14 protein-coding genes are annotated in these 20,690 nt (G+C 48.2%); 7 read left to right on the top strand and 7 right to left on the bottom strand.

Annotated features, from left to right (window positions below; all coding sequences use genetic code 11):
- Positions 1-125 precede the first annotated feature (125 nt).
- Positions 126-2,006: an excinuclease ABC subunit UvrC gene (gene uvrC / locus K4A83_RS05260; RefSeq protein ID WP_265263387.1), complete on the bottom strand. Its 1,881-nt coding sequence runs from the start codon at positions 2,004-2,006 to the stop codon at positions 126-128.
- 174 nt (positions 2,007-2,180) lie between these two features.
- Here uvrC and tkt point away from each other — a divergent pair, with 174 nt between their 5' ends.
- Positions 2,181-4,208 (top strand): transketolase, encoded by a 2,028-nt coding sequence (gene tkt / locus K4A83_RS05265; protein WP_265263388.1) that lies wholly within the window; start codon positions 2,181-2,183, stop codon positions 4,206-4,208.
- Positions 4,209-4,490: 282 nt separating this feature from the next.
- Here tkt and K4A83_RS05270 read toward each other — a convergent pair whose 3' ends face one another.
- The gene (locus K4A83_RS05270) at positions 4,491-5,471 is read right to left on the bottom strand and encodes a DNA polymerase III subunit delta' (RefSeq protein ID WP_265263389.1); all 981 of its coding nucleotides are present in this window, start codon (positions 5,469-5,471) and stop codon (positions 4,491-4,493) included.
- A 98-nt stretch (positions 5,472-5,569) separates the two neighbouring features.
- On the opposite strand from K4A83_RS05270, the gene K4A83_RS05275 reads away from it, so the two are divergent.
- Together K4A83_RS05275 and K4A83_RS05280 are read left to right on the top strand one after the other, a co-directional pair.
- A complete protein-coding gene (locus K4A83_RS05275; RefSeq protein WP_265263390.1) occupies positions 5,570-6,322 on the top strand; it encodes a DUF1995 family protein in 753 nt (250 codons plus the stop codon).
- 188 nt (positions 6,323-6,510) lie between these two features.
- Positions 6,511-11,223 (top strand): adenylate/guanylate cyclase domain-containing protein, encoded by a 4,713-nt coding sequence (locus K4A83_RS05280; protein WP_265263391.1) that lies wholly within the window; start codon positions 6,511-6,513, stop codon positions 11,221-11,223.
- A 6-nt stretch (positions 11,224-11,229) separates the two neighbouring features.
- Here K4A83_RS05280 and lepB read toward each other — a convergent pair whose 3' ends face one another.
- Positions 11,230-11,829, bottom strand: a complete 600-nt coding sequence (gene lepB, locus K4A83_RS05285) for a signal peptidase I (protein ID WP_265263392.1) — start codon at positions 11,827-11,829, stop codon at positions 11,230-11,232.
- Between the two features lie 85 nt (positions 11,830-11,914).
- Positions 11,915-12,691, bottom strand: a complete 777-nt coding sequence (locus K4A83_RS05290; RefSeq protein ID WP_265263393.1) for a pentapeptide repeat-containing protein — start codon at positions 12,689-12,691, stop codon at positions 11,915-11,917.
- A 349-nt stretch (positions 12,692-13,040) separates the two neighbouring features.
- Here K4A83_RS05290 and K4A83_RS05295 point away from each other — a divergent pair, with 349 nt between their 5' ends.
- Complete coding sequence (locus K4A83_RS05295) at positions 13,041-14,540, top strand: methyl-accepting chemotaxis protein (RefSeq protein ID WP_265263394.1); 1,500 nt, start codon at positions 13,041-13,043, stop codon at positions 14,538-14,540.
- Here the strand turns inward: K4A83_RS05295 and K4A83_RS05300 are convergent.
- Complete coding sequence (locus K4A83_RS05300; protein WP_265263395.1) at positions 14,523-15,173, bottom strand: DUF2301 domain-containing membrane protein; 651 nt, start codon at positions 15,171-15,173, stop codon at positions 14,523-14,525. The genes K4A83_RS05295 and K4A83_RS05300 overlap by 18 nt on opposite strands.
- 31 nt (positions 15,174-15,204) lie before the next feature.
- The gene (locus K4A83_RS05305; protein ID WP_265263396.1) at positions 15,205-16,002 is read right to left on the bottom strand and encodes a transporter substrate-binding domain-containing protein; all 798 of its coding nucleotides are present in this window, start codon (positions 16,000-16,002) and stop codon (positions 15,205-15,207) included.
- Positions 16,003-16,011: 9 nt separating this feature from the next.
- On the opposite strand from K4A83_RS05305, the gene tadA reads away from it, so the two are divergent.
- On the top strand, positions 16,012-16,521 hold the full coding sequence (gene tadA / locus K4A83_RS05310) for a tRNA adenosine(34) deaminase TadA (RefSeq protein WP_265263397.1): 510 nt from the start codon (positions 16,012-16,014) through the stop codon (positions 16,519-16,521).
- A gap of 16 nt (positions 16,522-16,537) precedes the next feature.
- Here the strand turns inward: tadA and K4A83_RS05315 are convergent, their stop codons facing one another.
- Positions 16,538-18,091: a methyl-accepting chemotaxis protein gene (locus K4A83_RS05315; RefSeq protein ID WP_265263398.1), complete on the bottom strand. Its 1,554-nt coding sequence runs from the start codon at positions 18,089-18,091 to the stop codon at positions 16,538-16,540.
- A gap of 687 nt (positions 18,092-18,778) precedes the next feature.
- Between K4A83_RS05315 and K4A83_RS05320 the strand changes: the two genes are divergently transcribed.
- Positions 18,779-19,657, top strand: coding sequence for a ParA family protein (locus K4A83_RS05320; RefSeq protein WP_265263399.1), 879 nt, complete (start codon positions 18,779-18,781; stop codon positions 19,655-19,657).
- Positions 19,658-19,771: 114 nt separating this feature from the next.
- Positions 19,772-20,665, top strand: a complete 894-nt coding sequence (locus K4A83_RS05325) for a ParA family protein (RefSeq protein ID WP_265263400.1) — start codon at positions 19,772-19,774, stop codon at positions 20,663-20,665.
- Positions 20,666-20,690: the final 25 nt, after the last annotated feature.

The following is a 20,690-nucleotide window of genomic DNA, read 5'->3' on the forward strand; positions in this document are numbered from 1 at the left end:
TAGGGGTGGAAATATTCGCTGTCGCTTTCCCTATTACCTGACTTTAACAAGAGGAGAAAAGCCTTAACTTGTCAAGGTTGGGTGTTGGGTTTCGCTGTCGCTACACCCAACCTACGGGGAGTTTTTTAGGGGTGGAAATAATTGTAAATTTCTTGGGCTAATTTGGGACCAATGCCGGGGACTTGTTGTAATTGCTCTGGGGTGGCTTCTCGGATATAGTCAATGGAATGAAAATGAGCTAGTAATTGCTTTTGTCGCTCAAACCCTAATCCGGGGATTTCTTCTAAGCGCGATCGCCTACTTTGTTGTAAGCGCTGTTGACGGTGGAAGGTGACGGCAAAACGATGGGCTTCATCTCGCAGGCGGCGTAACAATTGTACCCCCGGTTGGTCTGGATCTGTGGCTAAGGGTTGAGACTGTCCGGGTAAAAAGATTTCCTCTCGTTGTTTCGCTAAACTCACGACAGGCAACTCTGCTAAGAGGGAGGATTCTGGGTGAGATTGTAAAACAGCCACCACCGCAGACAGTTGTCCTTTCCCTCCGTCAATCATCACTAAATCGGGAAAGTCAGGATCATCTTGGGGAGAGAGTTGGGGATTTTCTAAATACTGGCGAAAACGGCGGCCGATGACTTCGGCTAAACTGGCGAAATCGTCGGAATGACCGATGGTAATTTCTGGGTTTTTAATCTTGTAGTGACGGTAATGTTGTTGGGCGGGGATGCCATCAATAAATACGACTTGAGAGGCTACAGCATTAGATCCCTGAATGTGGGAAATATCATAACCTTCGATGCGTTTGGGCAGGGCGGGTAAATCTAGGAATTGGGCGAGGTCTTGTAAGGCTTGTAGGTTGCGATCGCATTTTTTCTGAGTCCAGTCTAACTCGTACTGGGCATTGCGTTCCACCAGTTCCACTAATTCGGCTTTGGTCTGGCGCTGGGGGGTTAGCAGATGGACTTTTCGCCCCCGTTTTTCCGTCAGCCACTGGGTTAATAAATCCCCGTGAGGTAAGTCATACTGCACTAAGATTTCATGGGGAATTTCTACGGGGTCAACTTGCCAATAGTGTTCTTCTAGCACTCGTTGTAAAATCGCTCCCGGGGTCCCACTTTGAGCCTCGGCAAAAAAGCCTAAACGTCCCACTAATTTCCCAGCGCGAATCTGGAAGAGTTGGATACAACAATGTTGTTCATTGGCGGCTAAAGCAATGGCATCTCGGGAGATGGTGTCATCGGGTAAGGATACTTTTTGCTCCCCCTGTAGTTGATTTAAACCCTGAATTTGATCCCGCAATTTGGCCGCTAGTTCAAAGTTTAATTGTGCGGCGGCCTCCTGCATTTGTTGGCTGAGTAAGTCCATTAATTCTCTAGTTCGACCTTGGAAAATCATGGCGACTTTCTGGACAATTTTCTGATAGTCCTGGGGGGTGATTAAGCTTTGACAGACTCCCGGACAACGCCCGATGTCATAGTTGAGGCAAGGACGGTCTTTAAATAGGGGTTTAGGACGCTGACGCAGGGGAAAAATGCGCTTAATCAGGTGGAGGGTATTCCGTAATACTCTGGTGTCTACATAGGGGCCATAGTAGCGATCTTTTTCTTGGGTGAGTCGTCGTTTTCGGGTGATAAAAATGCGGGGATAATCTTCTGACCAAGTAATACAAATATAGGGGTATTTTTTATCGTCTTTTAATAGAACATTAAAATAGGGTTGATGTTGCTTGACTAAATTCGCTTCTAATGCTAGAGCTTCGGCTTCAGTATCGGTGACGATGAATTCAATCTCAGCCACTTGACGCACCATCATAGCAATGCGATCGCTTAAAGGTTGGGAAGAGCGAAAATAGGAACGAACTCGCGATCGCAATTTTTTGGATTTGCCAATATAGAGAATCTGCGCGCTACTATCTCGCATCAAATACACCCCCGCTTCTAGGGGGATTTCCTTCAGTCGTTGTTCGAGACGTTCAGGATTTTGGAGGAGGCTGGGGGTAGAGTTTAGCAAGGCTCAATACCAGTATAGGAATTACGATAACAAAATCTAGGTCTTGCCCCTTGCCCATAGATCCATCGGGATGGGATGATAGATGTCAGCCTTGGGGCAATCCCAGTCTTGGTGCTTTAATCCCCAACGCATTTGCCCTTAACCGTAGTTCTCATAATAATAGCCTAAGAAAATATGGTCGTTGCTAGCCAATCACTCGAAGAACTTTGCATCAATTCCATCCGCTTTTTAGCCATTGACGCGGTGCAAAAAGCCAATTCAGGCCACCCCGGACTGCCCATGGGGGCGGCTCCGATGGCTTTTGTGTTGTGGGATCGTTTCATGCGCTACAATCCCAAAAACCCCAACTGGTTTAACCGCGATCGCTTTGTATTATCTGCTGGTCATGGCTGTATGTTGCAGTATGCTCTGTTACATTTAACAGGCTACGACAGCGTTTCGATGGAGGATATCAAGCAGTTCCGTCAGTGGGAATCCAAAACCCCCGGACACCCGGAAAACTTTGTCACATCAGGTGTTGAAGTAACCACCGGCCCCCTCGGACAAGGGATTGCCAATGGAGTTGGACTAGCAATGGCAGAAGCGCACCTCGCGGCCATGTTCAATAAACCGGATTGCACCCTCGTAGACCATTACACCTATGTGATTTTAGGGGATGGTTGTAACATGGAAGGGATTTCTGGAGAAGCTTGTTCTTTAGCAGGTCACTTAGGACTAGGTAAATTAATCGCCCTCTACGATGATAACCACATCTCTATTGATGGTTCTACCGACTTATCCTTTACGGAAGATGTAGGCAAACGGTTTGAAGCCTATGGCTGGCACGTTGTGAGCGTTCCCGAAGGCAACACCAACCTAGAAGCCATTGCCAAAGCCCTTGAAGAGGCCAAATCTGTCACCGACAAACCCTCTTTAATTAAAGTCACCACCACCATCGGTTATGGCTCCCCCAACAAAGCGAACACCCACGACGTTCACGGGGCCGCTTTAGGAGATGCAGAAGTAGCCGCCACTCGTGAACACTTAGGCTGGAACTATGAACCCTTTGTGGTGCCAGAAGATGCCTTAAGCCACTTCCGCAAGGCCGTAGAACGGGGTGCCAGCTATGAGGCCGAATGGAACGAAACCTTTGCCCAATACAAAACCAAGTATGGCGAAGATGCGGCTCTGTTTGAGCGGATGGTGAGCGGGAAACTGCCGGAAAATTGGGATCAGTGCCTCCCCACCTACACCCCCGACACCAAGGCAGATGCGACTCGGAATCAATCCGGTGCCACCTTAAACGCGATCGCTGGAACGTTACCCGAACTGTTTGGCGGTTCTGCGGACTTAGCTCCCTCCAATAAAACCCTGATTAAAGGGGCGGGGGATTTCCAAAAAGGCAACTATGGCGGGAAAAACCTGCGCTTTGGAGTCCGGGAACACGGCATGGGAGCAATTTGTAACGGGATTGCCCTCCATAACTCCGGTTTACTGCCCTACGGTGCGACCTTCTTGGTGTTTACAGACTATATGCGCAATGCTATCCGTCTGTCTGCACTCTCCCATGCGGGGGTGATTTGGGTGATGACTCACGACTCCATCGCCCTCGGGGAAGATGGCCCGACTCACCAACCTGTTGAGCATATTGCCTCTCTGCGCGCTATTCCCGATTTAATCGTCCTCCGTCCTGCGGATGGCAATGAAACCTCTGGGGCCTATAAAGTGGCCGTTGAACGGGCGAAAGGCATTGGTAGCGCGAAGAAACAAGCTAGTTTGTTGGCCTTGTCTCGTCAAAACCTGCCCAACTTGGCCGGGACTTCTATTGAAAACACCCTGAAAGGGGCTTATGTTCTCTCGGATAGTGAAGGCACTCCCGATATTATCCTGATTGGCACGGGTGGAGAACTGTACCTCTGTGCGGAAGCGGCTGATAAGTTACGGGCCGAAGGGAAGAAGGTTCGGGTGGTTTCTATGCCCAGTTGGGAACTGTTCGAGGAACAGGATGCGGCTTATAAGGAATCGGTTTTACCCCAAGGTGTCACAACCCGTCTCGCGGTGGAAGCCGGGATTAGCATGGGTTGGGGTCGTTATGTGGGTAACGAAGATAACACAATTGGGGTGAATACCTTTGGGGTATCTTCTCCCGGTAATGTGGCGTTAGAGAAGTTTGGTTACACGGTGGAAAATATCGTCAACCGAGCTAAAGCGCTGTTAGGTTAAGCCGGGGTTTACCCCATTATTCTAGATTGACCCCTCATTCCCCACGCCTTGTGCTGGGGGATGGGGGGTTAATTGATTAATTAGGGCTTGCTGAATAACTCTACTCGTGGGGCTAGGGAATTGATAATTAATAATTGATAATTGTCAATTGATAATTGATAATTTCTCCCCCTGCTCCCCTGCTCCCCCGCTCCCCTGAGAATTGATAATTAATAATTAATAATTGTCAATTGTCAATTGTCAATTCCCCACTCCCCTGCTCCCCAAGTTATTCAGCAGACCCTAACGAGAGGCGAGGGCTGTGGGATGGGAACAGAATTGTAGGAGAGTACATTCCCAAACGAGACGGGGCTGAACATAGCCTAAGAGGGCCTGACGGGCTTTTTCGAGGGCTTCGAGGGGGGGGGAGTGACGGGGGTTTTTAAGATACTTTTGCCAGTAGGTGTATTGTAGATAATTTAAAAGCCAGAGTTGAGTTTCTGCTTCTAAGGTTTGGTCAATTTCTTTGGCTAAGAAAATGGCTTGTTGGGGGCTGGTGGGCGGGGTGGCTAACTTGTGTAGGAGTTCTGGGGGGATGGCGGCCAGTTGTTCGGCGGCGAGGAGGGCTTCTCCCGGACTGCCTTGGGCGATCGCACACAAAACCCTATTGTCGGCAATTTCCCCGTAGCCCTTAGCGCGCAAAATCTCCCCCATCTCCTTGTGAGCGAGACGATAGAAGGGAATCCGTTGGCAGCGCGACACCAAAGTAGAGAGCAAGGAGTCCCCACTGGGAGCGATTAAAATTAAGGTAGCCCTCCCCGGTTCTTCAAGGGTTTTGAGGAGGGCATTGGCGGCCCCTTCTGCCATGGTGTGGGCATCTTCAATCACCACCACCGCACGAATAGCATTGAGGGGCGGACGGGCTAAAAAGTGGCTAATTTCGCGAATCTGTTCAATGCGAATCTGGGGAGGGGCTTTCCGTTTCAGACCCGCCGCCTCTGCTTCCGTTGCCGTGAGTCGTTGGCCTTGGTGTTGATAAGTCGGTTCGACCCAGAGAAAATCGGGGTGATTTTTGGCCTCGACCTTTTTATAGATTAAGGCCTGTTTGTCAGGAGGTTGATGGTGGGCGAGGAGGAGTTGAGCAAAAGCTCGGGCGGCGATTTTGCGCCCAATCCCCGGAGAGCCGACAAACAGATAAGCTGGGGCAATTTTATCTTTGAGTAGGGCTTGTTGGAGGAGTTCAACCGCTTGGGGTTGTCCTCTCAGGGCGAGAAAAGGATTCATCAATCAATTGGCCATAGGACAAAGCGCTTAACTGGTCATCAAGGGGCGTACTCTTGCCGATAAGATGGAAAAAAAGCAGTATTACCAAACTTGATTTTATGTCATCTATTCCTCAATCTTTAGAAGAAACCGTTAGTCAAGCCAAAGCCGCTACCCAGAGAGCATTAGAGGCTGGGTGTCAACGGGTACAGGTGGAGATTGTTCTTCCCGAAATTGCTTTAGAAGCTCAATCTCTCGCCCTTCAGTTTGCCGAACTGTTCGAGTCTTACGGTTCCGGGTTAAAAATTCTGTTTCCCGATACGGGGGCAGCCGCTTTAGCGCGACGGGATTGGGGAGAGACGGTGTTTAAGGTGACGGATCTCGGCAGCAGTCGGACTCCGGTTGAAATGAAACTCTCCGAGGATGATGAGGTGTTTCTGGTGGTGGCGGCTTCGGCGGTAGAGGTGGCCCAGGTGGAAAAATTGTGTAATTGGGCCCAAGAGCGCGATCGCCCGGTGATTCTCATTATCCCTCAACTGGAGAACGTGGCTACTATTGGCATTGGTTACGCTGCCCGGCAACTGCGGGAACGTTTCCTCAGTACCTTAGAAACGGCCTACTATCTTCGTCCCTTTGAAGGGGGGACTATTCTCCGCGCCTATCCCTCCCGTTGGCAGGTTTGGTTAGAGAAGGAGGAGGGGTACGAAAAGATCGCCGAAGAAGCCACCAAGCCCATCGGAGAGCGCTTAGAACGCATTATCATGGGTGCGATCGCCAACAACCCCGATCAAGAGAATCCGGCGGTAGCTGTACCCAAGAAAACCGGGGTTTTGGGCAGTCTTCAACAGTTTTTAAAAGCCTTGAGTAGTTAGGAAATTGATAATTAATGATTAATGATTGATAATTGATAATGATTAATTGTTAATTATTAATTGTTCCCTATTCCCTATTTCCTCTTGCCTTAACAATTAACTCAAGGATTCTCCTCTGTCGATTAAGATAGGTTTAGGGGCATCTCCGATTCTCATCCTTATTTTTTCTCCCCCTCTTCCTAAAGCCTGTGCAAATTGTCCTTGTTTCTGAGTCCCATCAATCCATCCCAGAAGCCTTGGCGGTTGTTCGCGAAGCGTCTCGAAGAGAAGGAATGCTCATGGCGATCGCAGAAATTAATCAACAAGGGGGCGTATTTGGGCAACCCCTTGAGTTGCGCTGTCTTCCCCTCCCCCCTTGGGACGAAAGAAACCACGTTGAGGCCTGGTATCGCGGCCTAGAAACCCTACTGGCTGGGGGGGAAGTGGGAGCCTTATTCGGGGGGTGGACAGCCCAAGGGGAACAGGCCCTAGTGCATTTAGTGGAATCTACCCAGACCCTGTTATTTTCCCCCCTGTGTCCCCACAATGTAGCCAGTTCTCGTCAAGTGTTTTACACCGGAAGTTGTGCCAATCAACACCTTGAAACTGCTTTAGATTGGTTACAAGCAACAGGGCGACAACGCTGCTATTTACTCACCAGTAACCATCCCGACTCCCAAAACCAAGGCCGTTTAACCGCTCACCTTTGGCAGGAACGGGGGGGAGAAATCATGGCATCCCGCTGTGTCCCTGTCACCCAGCCTGATTTTTCGGGCATTTTAGCGGACATTGAGCAGCACCAGCCCGATATGGTTCTAAATCTGCTCATGGGCCAGCCTTGTTCTGTAGGGGACAGCCCCACCTCCCCATATGCCCCCTTTTATCGAGACTATCACCGGGCTGGACTGGGGGAAACCTGCCCCCTCTTGACCCTCTTTCCCTCAGAGTTAGAAGAGTCCCACCCCGAGCTAGACTATCCCCCCCACTACCGCGTCACACCCTATAGTCGCCATTTTGACCATCCCATCAATCAGGCCTTTCTCGCCCACTGTGCCGCCAGTCAACGCACCCCCAGCGCGCCTTTGCTCAAGGGATATAGTGAAGTTTACCTGTGGAAACAGGGGGTAGAACTCGCCGGAACCGTGGGAGCTAACCGCGTGAGTGCCGCCTTGTATGGGCTAGGGTGGACCGGACCCCAGGGGTTAGTTTATCTGGAAACCAATCAGGCGATCGCACAACCGATATATATAGAGCAGTACCTGAACCCCCAAACCACCCAACTGGTTTATCAAACCCTCGGCCCCGTGCGTCCCTTGCCCCATTTAGACACCCTAGCCACTTGGGGCAAAACCCAAGACCCCTCAGCCATTGCCCCACCCAGTTTATGGGAACAACTCCAAGGAGAACGGCAAAAACGAGCGCAAATCGAGGCCGCCCTCCAAGACTACGCCATTGAACTGCGCACCATCTTTTCCGCCCTCACCGATGCCATTTTAGTCACCGATGCTCAAGGCTGTTACCTGCGCATTGCCCCCACCAATCCCGCTCATAAACCCTCCGCCGAGTTAATTGGCAAAACCCTTTATGATGTCTTCCCCCCCCAACAGGCCCAAGACCTGTTAAATAAAGTGCAAGAAGCCCTCACCACAGGTCAAAGTGTCACCTGTGAATATGCCCTCGCCCCCAACCAAGCCCAACAATGGGGCTTAAACCTAGACCGCAATCACAAGGAAAATTTCTGGTTCACCGCCACCCTTGCCCCCATTACCCCTCAATCCGTCCTCTGGGTCATTCGCAACATTACCCAAGAAAAACAAATTGAACTCGAAAAAAGTCGCATCCTCGCTGACCTAGAACAACAGTTCGCCGAACGCACCACCGCCCTGATGGCCGCCAACGATGAACTAATTGGGGAAATCGTCGATCGTCGTCTTGCCGAAAGCGCCCTGCGTAACGCCAAAGATCAACTAGAAGCCGTCTTAGATGCCGTGCCGGGGATTGTCTCCTGGATTGGGGCTGACCTTTGTTATTTGGGCGTAAATCGGCATTTAGCGAAGGTCTTTAACCGCCCCCCAGAGTATTTCGTCGGGCAACATATCGGTTTCTTAGATGCTAGTTCCGAATTTGTCCGATTTGTCGAAGAATTTTTTGAGAGCGATCGCGAAGACGACTTTCGGGAAATCACCAACGTGATCAAAGGCAGCCCCCGCAACTACCTAATCGTCGCCCAAAAATACAACCAAGGTCAAGCCGCCTTTACCGTCGGCATCGACATCACCGAACGTCAGCAGGCCATCGAAGACCTCGCCCGCTCCAAAGACCAATTACAAGCCGTCCTCGATGCCGTCCCCGGTATTGTCTCCTGGATTAGTTGCGACCTGCGTTATTTAGGCGTAAACCGTCAACTGGCCCAAACCTTTAACCTCCGTCCCGAAGACTTCGCCGGAAAAAATATCGGCTTTTTACAAGCCAGCACCGACTTTAACCACTTCGTCTCCGCCTTCTTTGCCAGTCCCGAAACCGACAGTTTCCGCGAAGTCGAAGCCATCGTTAAAGGAGACACCCGCAACTACTTAATCGCCGCCCAAAAATACGACCAAGGTCAAGCCGCCTTCACCGTCGGGATTGACATCACCGACCGTCAACGGGCCCTCGATGACCTCGCCCGCTCTAAAGACCAACTGCAAGCCATTTTAGAAGCCGTGCCGGGGATTGTCTCCTGGATTAGTTCCGACCTGCGTTATTTAGGCGTAAATCGTCATTTAGCCGAAACCTTCAACCTCAAGGCCGAGGACTTTGTGGGTCAAGATATCGGCTTTTTGCAAAGTAGCTCAGAATTTAATACCTTTGTGCGGGAATTTTTCGCCAGTCCTCAATCCGATGCCTTCCGGGAAGTGCGGACCCTTGTCCGAGGCGAAAGGCGCAATTTCCTAATTGCCGCTCAAAAATACGATCAAGGCCGGGCAGCTTTTACCGTCGGCATTGATATCACCGAACGACAAAAAGCCCTCGATGCCCTCAAAGAAGCCGAAAACAAATATCGCACCATCTTTGAAAACGCCGTCGAGGGGATTTTCCAATCTTCCCCCCAAGGTCGTTATCTCAGCGCCAATCCGGCCCTAGCGCGCATCTATGGCTATGACTCCCCCGAGGCCTTAATTGAGCAAGTCACTGACCTCAGCCAAGAAATTTATGTCGATGCCAACAGCCGCCAACATTTCCGCAATATCTTAAATCAAGACGGGTCTGTGGTGGCCTATGAGTCCCAGATTCGCCGTCGGGATGGTACCGTGCGCTGGATTTCCGAAAATGCTCGGGCTGTCCATGATGAGACAGGGAGGCTCTTGTATTATGAGGGCACCGTTGAAGATATTACGGAACGCAAGCAAGCTGAGGAAGATTTACGGCGCTTTAGTGAGGAGTTAGAACAACGAGTTCATGAACGGACGCTAGAGTTACAAGACCTCAATTTACAGCTATTGATGGAAATTGGGGAACGGGAACGAGTAGAGTCAGCCCTACGCACCTCGGAGGCGGAATTACGGGCTTTATTTGCGGCCATGACGGATGTGATTACGGTGTTTGATGGGTCGGGCTGTTATGCCAAAATTGTCACTACTAATTCTGAGTTGTTGTATAGTCCCCAGATGGAATTATTGGGGCGCTCGGTGGATGAGGTACACCCCCCTGAACAGGCAGATATGTTTAAAACCCATATTCAGGAGGCTTTGAACACGGGTCAAACGGTGAGCGCCGATTACAGTTTATTGATTCCCAATAGTCAAGGGGAGATGGAGGAAACTTGGTTTGCGGCGAGTGTTTCTCCTTTGCCTAATCATAGTGTGATTTGGGTGGCGCGCAATGTGACGGAACGCCGTCGGGTGTTAAATGCTCTGCAAGAGGCTGAGGAGAAGTATCGCAGTATTTTTGAGAATGCGGCCGAGGGGATTTTCCAAATTACGCCAGACGGTGGCTATATTAGCGCCAATCCGGCTTTAGTAAAAATGTATGGGTTTAAGGATTTTGCCGAGTTGGCGGTCGAGGTGCAGAATATTGGAGAACAGCTTTATGTGTGTCCCGAGGAACGGGAGGAGTTGATTGAACGACTGGAGGAATTGGGATCGGTTTCCGGTTTTAAAGCGCAGGTGCGACGGAAGGATGGCGGTTTAATCTGGACTTCGGAAAATGTGCGGGTGGTGCGAGATGAGGAGGGGGGGACGCTGTACTATGAGGGGACGGTGGCGGATATTACCCAACAGAAGGCGGCGGAGGATGCCCTACACCTAGAACGGGAAAAGTCGGAACGGTTACTGTTGAATATTTTGCCTCGGTCGATTGCGGAACGGTTGAAGCAGGAGGAACAGTCCATTGCGGAACGGTTTGATAATGTGTCGATTTTGTTCGCGGATATTGTGGATTTTACCTCGCTGTCGGCTTCGATTTCTCCGACGGAGTTGGTGGATTTGTTGAATCAGATTTTCTCGGCTTTTGACCAGTTGGCGGATTGGTACAATTTGGAGAAGATTAAGACGATTGGGGATTCTTATATGGTGGCTGGGGGCTTCCCGGAAACGGAAATGCAGCATCATATTGAGGCGATCGCAGATATGGGGCTAGATATGCAGCGAGCTATCCGCCGTTTTGATCGTATGGATGGCAAACCGTTCCGTCTACGCATCGGGATTCATACTGGGCCGGTGGTGGCTGGGGTGATTGGGATTAAGAAGTTTATTTATGATCTCTGGGGGGATACGGTGAATGTGGCCTCGCGGATGGAATCTCAAGGCATGGGCGATCGCATTCAAGTCACCGCAGAGGTCTATGAGGTGTTAAAACACAATTATTGGCTGGAGGAACGGGGCGAGATTGAAGTCAAAGGCCGAGGGATTATGACCACTTATTGGTTAATGGGGCGTAATTGACTTGATCTAAATCCCACCTACGCGAGGGAAGGGCCAAAAGCGAAAAATCGCACGACCAATGACTTGATTTTGGGGCAAGAAGCCCCAAATATGAGAATCATTGCTGTTATTGCGATTATCTCCCATGACAAAGAGGGCATGGGCTGGTACTTGGAAGGGTGGGAGTTGATACTGGGGGGGAGCGGCAATATAGGGTTCTGTGAGGGGGATATGATTCACATAAACCCGGTTATCGTGGATTTCAATCTCTTGGCCGGGGATGCCGATGACGCGCTTAATAAAGGCCTGATCCGCTTGGTAGCCTTGGGCTTGCAGTTGGGGCGGGGGGCTAAACACAATAATATCGCCGGGCTGGGGGGGATGGAAACGATAGGAGACTTTTTCCACCACTACGCGATCGCCTGTTTCCAAAGTCGGTAACATCGAATCTGAGGGGATAAACCGGGGTTCTGCGATATAGGTCCGAATGATCAAAACTAGCACAAGTGCGATCGCCACCACTTGCACATTTTCCCAGACCCACCTGCGCCAATTCTGGGGGGTTTCAGCACCAGATTGAGCCGTTTCCGAAGCTTGAGCCGAAAGATCCTTATCCTGAGAGGTCATGAAACTTGCGCCACACTGAATAGAGTACCATTCTGCACTATACCCTGTTTCCGTCCGCCCATCCTCGGTCAAGCCCCCCGAAACCTTAAAATAACGACAACGCCCGCAGCAACACAGAACTCAAACCCCCCAGCATATTCAATAAATCAATCCCCACACCACTCCCCCCCCTTCCCGGATTATTCATCGCCTCCATCTGGGCTAAAAAATACTGGGCCGCCTGCTTCCCTTGCTCATTCTCCTGCTCTTCAAATAACCCTTGAGCAATTTTGGCATCTTGCATCGCCCCCACTTCATCCAACAAGCGATAGCGGGCAACACTCCGGGCTAAATACACCTCCCCATAGCGGGGATTTCGTTCCAGGGCCTGATTATAATACTCAATCGCCCGGATAAAATTCCGTCGATTACTTTCCAACACCCCTCGGGCATAAAAATGATCCGCCGTGAAAAACTGCCCCGGTATGCCCATTGCCCCATCTACCACCGCTTGATTGAGATTCGTCGCCTCTAGATTAGCTTGCATAAAATAGGCATTCCGCAAATCCGCCCCGGCCACATTGGCCCCGGTTAAATCAGCCCCCGTCAAGTTAGCCCCATTGAGGGAAGCCCCCCCTAAGTTCGCAAACCGTAAATCAGCCCCGGCTAAATTCGCCCGACTCAAATTAGCAAACCGTAAATCAGCCCCCACCAAATTCGCCCCACTTAAATCAGCCATCACTAAACCCGCCCGAGTTAAGTCACATTGGGGACATTCGCGCTGGGAAAGCAGTTGATGGAGATGCTGGAGGTTTTCTGCACGCACCGATAAACTGAGGGGCATTAAGAGCAAGACAGTTGTTGCAGCTAAGGTCTTTTTCATGGTTCTGCTGGGCGGAATTTTTCTCATTTTAGCTTAACTTAAGGTTTTATCTCTGGGTTGGGTGAGTTTGGAATGTTAAAACCCTATCCACTCCAAAAGACTTAAAATCTTCTCTTTTTAGGCGTTCCTGATCAAGATTTTTGTGAGAGAATAGAGAAATACTGTAGGGTGATTAACGCTAAATTCGACTAAGTTAAGAGGTTTCCTAAGCGACAAAATGTAGGCTACGCCGGATGAAAACTGAAGGTCGTCAACCTAGATAGGTTGTCTAGGAGTAGGGTCATTCTTTTCGGATCATTAGTTCTTAACTGAGTCTTCCACTTTACAACTCTTAAAAAACACTGAGATTATGTTTGGAAAACTGCGACTCCGCCAAAGAATTTTACTGGGCTATTTTTTGCCCATTGTTGCCTTTTTATTAACGACGTTGTGGGTGACTTCCAGCACTCAAACGATTATGTTGAACTTTAACCGCGTCAGTTTCATTGCAGATGTTATCGATAAGGTTCATCACCTCGAACTGGCTCACTTAAGGATGTCCAATGGGACAAGGGGCTATCTTTTAGAACCTGAACCCAATTTTTTGGATCGGAAAGTTCAAGGTCGCAATTTTTTTCAGGAAACGGTTAATTTACTGAACGAAAATCAATATAGCGTTAATTATGCTCAACAATATTTTTCCGGTCGTGATTTCGATGAATTGGTGGCCTTACGGCAACAATCTGAACAGGTGATGAGTTTAATCACCCAACAGGAGCAAAGGCGAGATGAAATGATTGCCTTAAGGCGGCAGGGAAATATTGAGTTGGCGAATCAGGCCTTTATTAAAAATACTGGGGAAGAGATTAACCAAGAGTTTCAAGGTATTAATGATCGCCTCCATGAAATGTATCAACGCATGGTGCTGGAAGAGCAACGGGTAGTTCAACAAGCTTTGGGAACTTTATTCATAGGATTTGTATTCTTGGCCATTATTATTGGGGGAGGGGCTGGTATGGCGCTATGGTGGATTGCTACCCAATTAACGCGCACGATTTACCGGGCAGCCCGGCAAATTCTCGCCTCTACGGAGGAAATTGCCACGACATTGGAGCAACAAGCGTCTACGGCTAGCACTCAGGCGGCTTCGGTGAATGAGACAACAACGACGATGGATGAGTTAACCAACTCAGCCCAAACGTCAGCCGCCCAAGCTAAAGCGGCGACTCATGCCGCCCAAGAGGCTTTAGCCTTAACGGAACAGGGAAATCAGGCTGTAATCGCTACTCTGGCTAATATGCAGCATTTACAGGGTAAAGTGCAGGCGATCGCACAGCAAATTCAACGCCTGAGTGAACAAAATCAACAAATCGGCACTATTGCCCAACTGGTGAGCAATTTGTCCTATCAAACTAATATGTTGGCTTTAAATGCTTCGGTGGAGGCGGTGAGAGCAGGAGAATATGGCAAAGGCTTTTCCGTTGTGGCCACAGAAATCCGCAAGTTAGCCGATAGTAGCAAACAGTCGGCTGAACAAATTCATCGTTTAGTGGGAGATATTCAGAGCGCTATTCATTCCACGGTGACGGCAACGGAAGAGGGAACAAACACGGCGGAAAGTGGAATTGAACGGGTGGAAGAAACGGCGAAAGTGTTTGTGGGGGTTCAGAAGGCGGTGAGTCATGTGGTGGAAAGCAATCAACAAATTGCTTTAAATATTCAACAGCAAGTACGAGCAGTTCAGCAGGTTTTTGATGCCATGAGTTTGTTAAATCGCAGTTCTCAAGAAACGGCGAAAGGTATTGAACAAACTCATGGGGAAATGTCGCACTTAAATGAGGCGGCCACGGCTTTAGAGGCCTTGCTTTAAATGCTCAAACACTGACTTATCCCCAATATCTGGGGGAATGGGTTGCACCAGTTTCCGCACTACGAAAATCACGAATAAGGCCGCCCAACTGCCCAGTAAGGTGCGTTCCATGTTTAAGGGTAACAGCCCGACTAAATGCCCTAAAAGTAGGAGGGGAACGAGGGGGGTGAGGATTTTGGTTTCTAAGCGGTTAAAACAAAAGGCTTCTTTGAAATAAATCCCTGTGAGGGCGGCAAAGGTGAAACCAACTCCCAACAAACTGGCTGGGGTGTAGTAGAGGGTCAGGGCAAAGGGGGCAGAATCGGCGTAGGCGAAAATGAAGGAGGCAACGGTGCCAATAATCCAGAAGAGTTTGAGGAGACGGTGAAGGGGGGCAAGGTAGATGTGGATTTTGAGCAAACTTAGGCCTAAACCCAAGGAAAAGAGGGTATAGAAAAGGCTGAGAAAGGGCAAGAGATCGGGGTTTGCCCCGAGGAATAAAAGTAAGGTGGTGGCGAGAAAAAAGCTGAGTCCGGCAATGGCTAAACCAGCGCGATACAGTCTTACGTCTCGTCGATCTTCGGGGTTAATGGTAAACGGGCCAAATTTTCCGTCATAAACTGGGAGGTTAGAGGTTGGAGTTGTGGTAGTCATAGGAGGATAAAGATTAAGACTTGAATCTAGATCAATTATCACCCAATCCCCAATAATCTAAACGTTCTTGTAGCCAACCGGAACGATGCCAGCGTGTGAGGGCATTGTTGACGGCAATATAGAGATCGCTGTGTTGTAAGCCTTTGGGGAGGGCTACGGCTAAGGGTTCACCGGATAGACGTACTCCTAAAATATGGTACTGGGGATGTTCTTGTACCCAACCGATGAGGATGGTGCGATCGCCTGCAAAGGCATCCACTTCCCCCAACTCTAGCAGGTGCAAGGCTTCCACATAAGATGACACTCCCACCAATTCCACCGGATGGAGAACATGACGCACTACGGCGATGGTACTCGACTGTTCTAATACGGCGATTTTAGCCCCCACTAAGTCCCCCAAACGCTGAATCTGGGGGTTACGGGTGATAAAAGTCGTGCCATCGAGATAGTAATGACGGCTAAAATTAACCAAGCGGGAACGGGAGGGAGTCGCCGTGAGTCGGGCAATGGTGAGATCCACCTCACCCGCTAATAATACAGGTAGGCGATCGCGATTATTCACCGCCTTAAACACTACCGCCTCCCGACTCCCTAATAACTCTTGGGCTAACTGACGAGCGAGATCAATTTCTAAGCCTTGCAATTCCCCATTTTCATCGCGAAACGCCAAAGGGCGGACATTTTCATTCACCCCCACCACTAACCGCCCTCGTTGGCGAATTTCCCCCAATCCCGCCGCCCCGATGGGGAGTGGAATCAACACCGGAGACGTGAGGAGGGCAATAACCCCCCCCCAAGCGATAATGTTCTGTTGCCACTGTCTAGTCATGAACGATTAATGAAAAAAAGCGCCATCCGGGAGATGCTAAACCCAACCACTTATGAACGCCATCTGTATTGGATGCGTCGCGCTCTTATCTTAGCGCAGGAGGCAGGAGCGGCCGGGGAGATTCCTGTGGGGGCGGTAGTCGTGAATGCTCAAGGAGACTGTCTGGCCCAAGCTGGGAATCGCAAAGAACGAGATCAAGATCCTACGGCCCACGCGGAAATTTTAGCCCTTCGTCAGGCCAGCGCCACCTTGAAGGATTGGCGTTTATCCGACTGTACCCTCTATGTCACCCTAGAACCCTGCATCATGTGTACTGGGGCAATTATTCTCGCTCGACTGGGGTTATTAGTTTATGGAGTAGATGATCCTAAAACTGGCACCGTGCGCACAGTGCTTAATTTGCCCGACAGTCCGGCCTCTAATCATCGGTTACAAGTCCTAGGGGGCATTCTCGCTGAAGACAGTCGCCATCTGTTACAGGATTGGTTTCAGCAACGGAGACATCCACCTAGGGCTTGACACCAGGCCCACAAGCTTAAATTGTCAGCCTTGCCGGAATCCTATCGGGAATCACAGTATCCCGGATAGGGGAACTCGGGAGATCAACTCGGAAAAAGGCGATCGCTTTTTGTAACTCCACCGCTTGAGTTGCCAAATTCTGCGCCATCATCGATAAATCCGTAGATACCGCGCTATTTTGTTGAGTGGCTTGTTCTAACTGCCGAATCGCCTGATTAATTTGGGTCGTATTTTGCGCTTGTTCTGAACTCGCAGCACTAATCTGTTGGATGAATACCGCCGTTTCCTGAATATCAGGAATTAGCTGCATTAACATCATCCCCGCCTTCTCAGAAATCGCCACACTAGAAGCCGCCAACTGATTAATTTCCACCGCCGCCACCCGGCTTAATTCCGCCAATTTCCGCACTTCCGCCGCCACAATCCCAAATCCGCCCCCCGCTTCCTGCGCCCTCGTCGCCTCAATGGCCGCATTCAACGCTAACATATTGGTTTGCAAGGCAATATCTTCAATCACCTTAATTTTCTGCACAATGGCTTTCATCGCGATGGCCGTTTCTTCTACGGTTTTGCCTGTTCCTTGGGCATCCTGTACCACTTTCCCCACAATGGCATTGGTTTGATTGGCATTTTGGGAATTTTGGTTGATTTTTAGGGTTATATCTTGAATGGAATTAGCCGCTTGTTCTGTTGCTGTCGCTTGCTCAATGGCTCCCCGAGATAATTCTAAGGCAGAATTACTCAAATTTTGACTCCCCAATGTCACCCCATCGGAAGATTTTCGGACCAGCAAGACCACCTGTTTCAGTTGCATTACCATATCCTGCATCGACCCTAACAACTGCCCAATTTCATCGTTACTATCCGGGTGAATCTCTACAGATAACTCCCCTTCAGCGATTTTTTGGTTGAGTGCGATCGCCTCCCGTAACGGAATCGTAATCGAACGAGTTAAAACAACCGCTAAATAAATCATCACAATTAACGTCACACTCATCACCACTAACGTACTCGCGAACGCATTTTGTCGAGCCTGTTCCGCATTGGTCACAAATTCTACAGCCTTATTCTCCGCAAAACTCCGAATACTAACCACTTCTCCCATCACTTCATTAACCTGTTGTAACGCTTGGTTTTTCACTAAATTAAGGGCAGCCTCTTGTTGATTTTGTTCCATCAAACGAATCGCTTGATCCCGAATCGGCTTCCACTTCGCAAACTCATCCCTTGCCCGATACACTTGATTAACATCCCCTAAAAAACGTTCCGCTAGCAGATCAAAAGCCGCATAAACTTCCCGTTCATATTGATCAATTACTTGCACCGCACTATTTAATTCAGTCGCATTACGGGATAAAATAACATCCCGCATTGAGCGATGAATTTTAACCACCCCCACCTCCACCTCTAAGACCGATGTGCTAACCGTAAAAGGATGTTTATACAAACGATTTGTTAGTGCGGCAAGACGATTCATGGTACTCACCAAATACACATTTGTCCCCAACAACGCCAACAGCATAATACTAAAACCCAAATTTAAACGAGTTCCAATCTTTAAGCTCTTCATGACAATCTCCTGAGTGGATGCCCACGATTCGGTCAAATTTTGGGTCAATCTGAACAAGCTAATTCAACCAACATAAAACGCTAAAAACATCAATTTTTAGTTCATCATTTTAGGTTGGATATATTACACAGTTCTTCAACTGAAAACTAGAACATTTTTCGTTCAGATTTTCACCTCAGATTCCCTCACAATCTTACTCAACAAAGCAAAACAAGAAAGCAAAACAAGGTCGAGCGAAACGGTAACTAAAGTCTAAGCACTGTCCCTCAACTTGATAGTTTAATTAACTTGACCAATTGAGTTCATTGGTCTACCCCATAGGTTAGGAAAACAAATCATTAAAGTTTTAGGTATTGTATGAGAAAAACAAGGGATTCGATCCCATTGAAGCTTAAAATAATATTAAGCTATGTATCTTCAACTTTCCTTGTTTAGTCAGCGTATAAATTTCCCCATAAAACAATTATAAAACCAATCACCAATAGTAACCACCAATCAATTTAAAATATTTACCAATGGAAATGATCTGAAGCCTCAACTTTTTATCTTTTCAAAAAGAGAAATATTAAGCCGTCAACCCACACAATCTCCTTCTTGTCAACCCCAAAGTCTGTAATGCAGCACTCAGCGATTCCAAAGGGTAAACTTTCGGACTATCATGGGAGAGGTTAAGCATAGGAACAGAGGATGGGTTATATAGTCTCCGTAGTGAATATGAAAGGAGGAGTCGGCAAAACCACCGTCACCGTCAATCTAGGGACGTGCATTGCTCGCGACTTCAAGAAACGGGTCTTAATTGTGGACCTCGACACCCAAATCAACGCCACTCTCAGCCTGATGGCTCCTCTTTACTTTGCCACCTTGAAGAAAGAAAGACGCACCCTGCGCACCCTGATTAATCAAACTATTCAAACGGAAGAACACCCCCCCATCACCATCCAACAGGTCATTTATCCAGATATTTGTCAAGTGAAAGGACTCGATATCCTCGCGGGAGATGTAGAATTGTGTGATGATTTTCTCCTCTCCGCTCTGATTCACAATAAGTCCCAGTTCCATCAACAAACCTTTGAGAAAACATGGAGTAACGTTGAATTTAACCTCATTCGTTCCATCCTGAAACCCATTATCAAACAATATGATTTTATTTTGCTTGACTTCCCCCCAGCCGATAATTTAATCACTCGCAGTGCATTATTAGCCAGTCACTTTTATATTGTTCCCGCTAAAGCAGAACCCCTCTCCGTGGTCGGGATTGGGTTACTCCACAGTCGAATTAAACACCTGCAACAGGAAAACCGAAGTAAAATTAAACTGGTGGGCATTATTTACACCGCTAGAGGCCCTGTCACTACGATGGAACAAAAAGTGAAAAAACGGTTAGGGCAAGAATTCGGAGAAGACAAAATATTTCAAGTCGAAATTCCTCTTAATGTTGCCGTTGCTCAAGCCGTAGATGATTTTCAGCCTGTGGTGATTAATAACCCGAAAGCATCCGGTGCAATTGCCTATAAACGCTTTGCCCGAGAATTTTTACAGAAGCTGAGTAAAACCCTTAAAAGCTAAGGGTGTAAATTTCATCATTTCTTTAAAAAATCTTTGTAAAATTATCTCACAAAATTTGTTGATTTTGCGATAAAATGAGCAAGCAGTGAATCAAAACCTACGAGGACGTTTTACATGGGCTTAGTCTTAACGACCATTAACATGAAAGGTGGTGTGGGCAAAACAACCTTAACCATTAATTTAGCCACTTGTTTAGCGAGAGACTACCAAAAACGGGTATTAGTTCTTGATTTAGACTCTCAAATCAGTGCTACTTTAAGCGTTATTCCTCCCCATGAGTTCGCCCGTCTTCGTAAAGCGAGACGAACGTTAAGCTATTTAATTGACAAAGTAATTCGTCCCTATATTTCCCGCAAATTTTCCGCAGAAGACATGATTTTAGAGTCTGTTTGTGGAATTTCAGGCTTAGATTTATTGCCGGGAGATATTGAACTTTATGATGAATATACAGTGGCAGAAACTTTAGCAAAACAAGCAGAAAAAGAGGGGAAAAAATTTAGTGATATTTGGTTTCATTTTGAGCAAGTTTTAATTAAAAATATTATTGAATCTGTGCAGGAACGTTATGATTTTATTTTATTAGACTGCGCACCGGGTTATAATTTGCTGACCCGCAGTGGAATTGTGAGTAGTCAGTTTTATCTGTTACCTGCCCGTCCTGAACCTTTATCGTTAGTGGGGATTCAGTTATTAGAAAGACGGATTAGAAAATTAAAGGAACAGTTTAATCCCCCTTTGAATTTAAATCTATTGGGGATTGTATTTATTCTCTCTGGGGGGTTGTTTAGTGGCCGTTATTATGGGCAAGTTATTCAACGCATTGAACAGGATTTTTCTAGTGATAAAGTGTTCAAAAACCGGATTCCTTTAGATGTCAATGTGGCTAAAGCGGTGGATACGTTCACCCCTGCTGTGGTGGCTATGCCTAATACGGCAGGTTCTAAAGCGTTTAATCGTTTAACTCAGGAATTTTTAGATAAAATTGCTGCTCACAGTAATTCGGTGTAAGGTGGGTTAGAAGGAATAGCTGTTT

The sequence above is a fragment of the Spirulina subsalsa FACHB-351 genome, from assembly GCF_026130165.1.
Lineage (GTDB): Bacteria > Cyanobacteriota > Cyanobacteriia > Cyanobacteriales > Spirulinaceae > Spirulina_A > Spirulina_A subsalsa_A.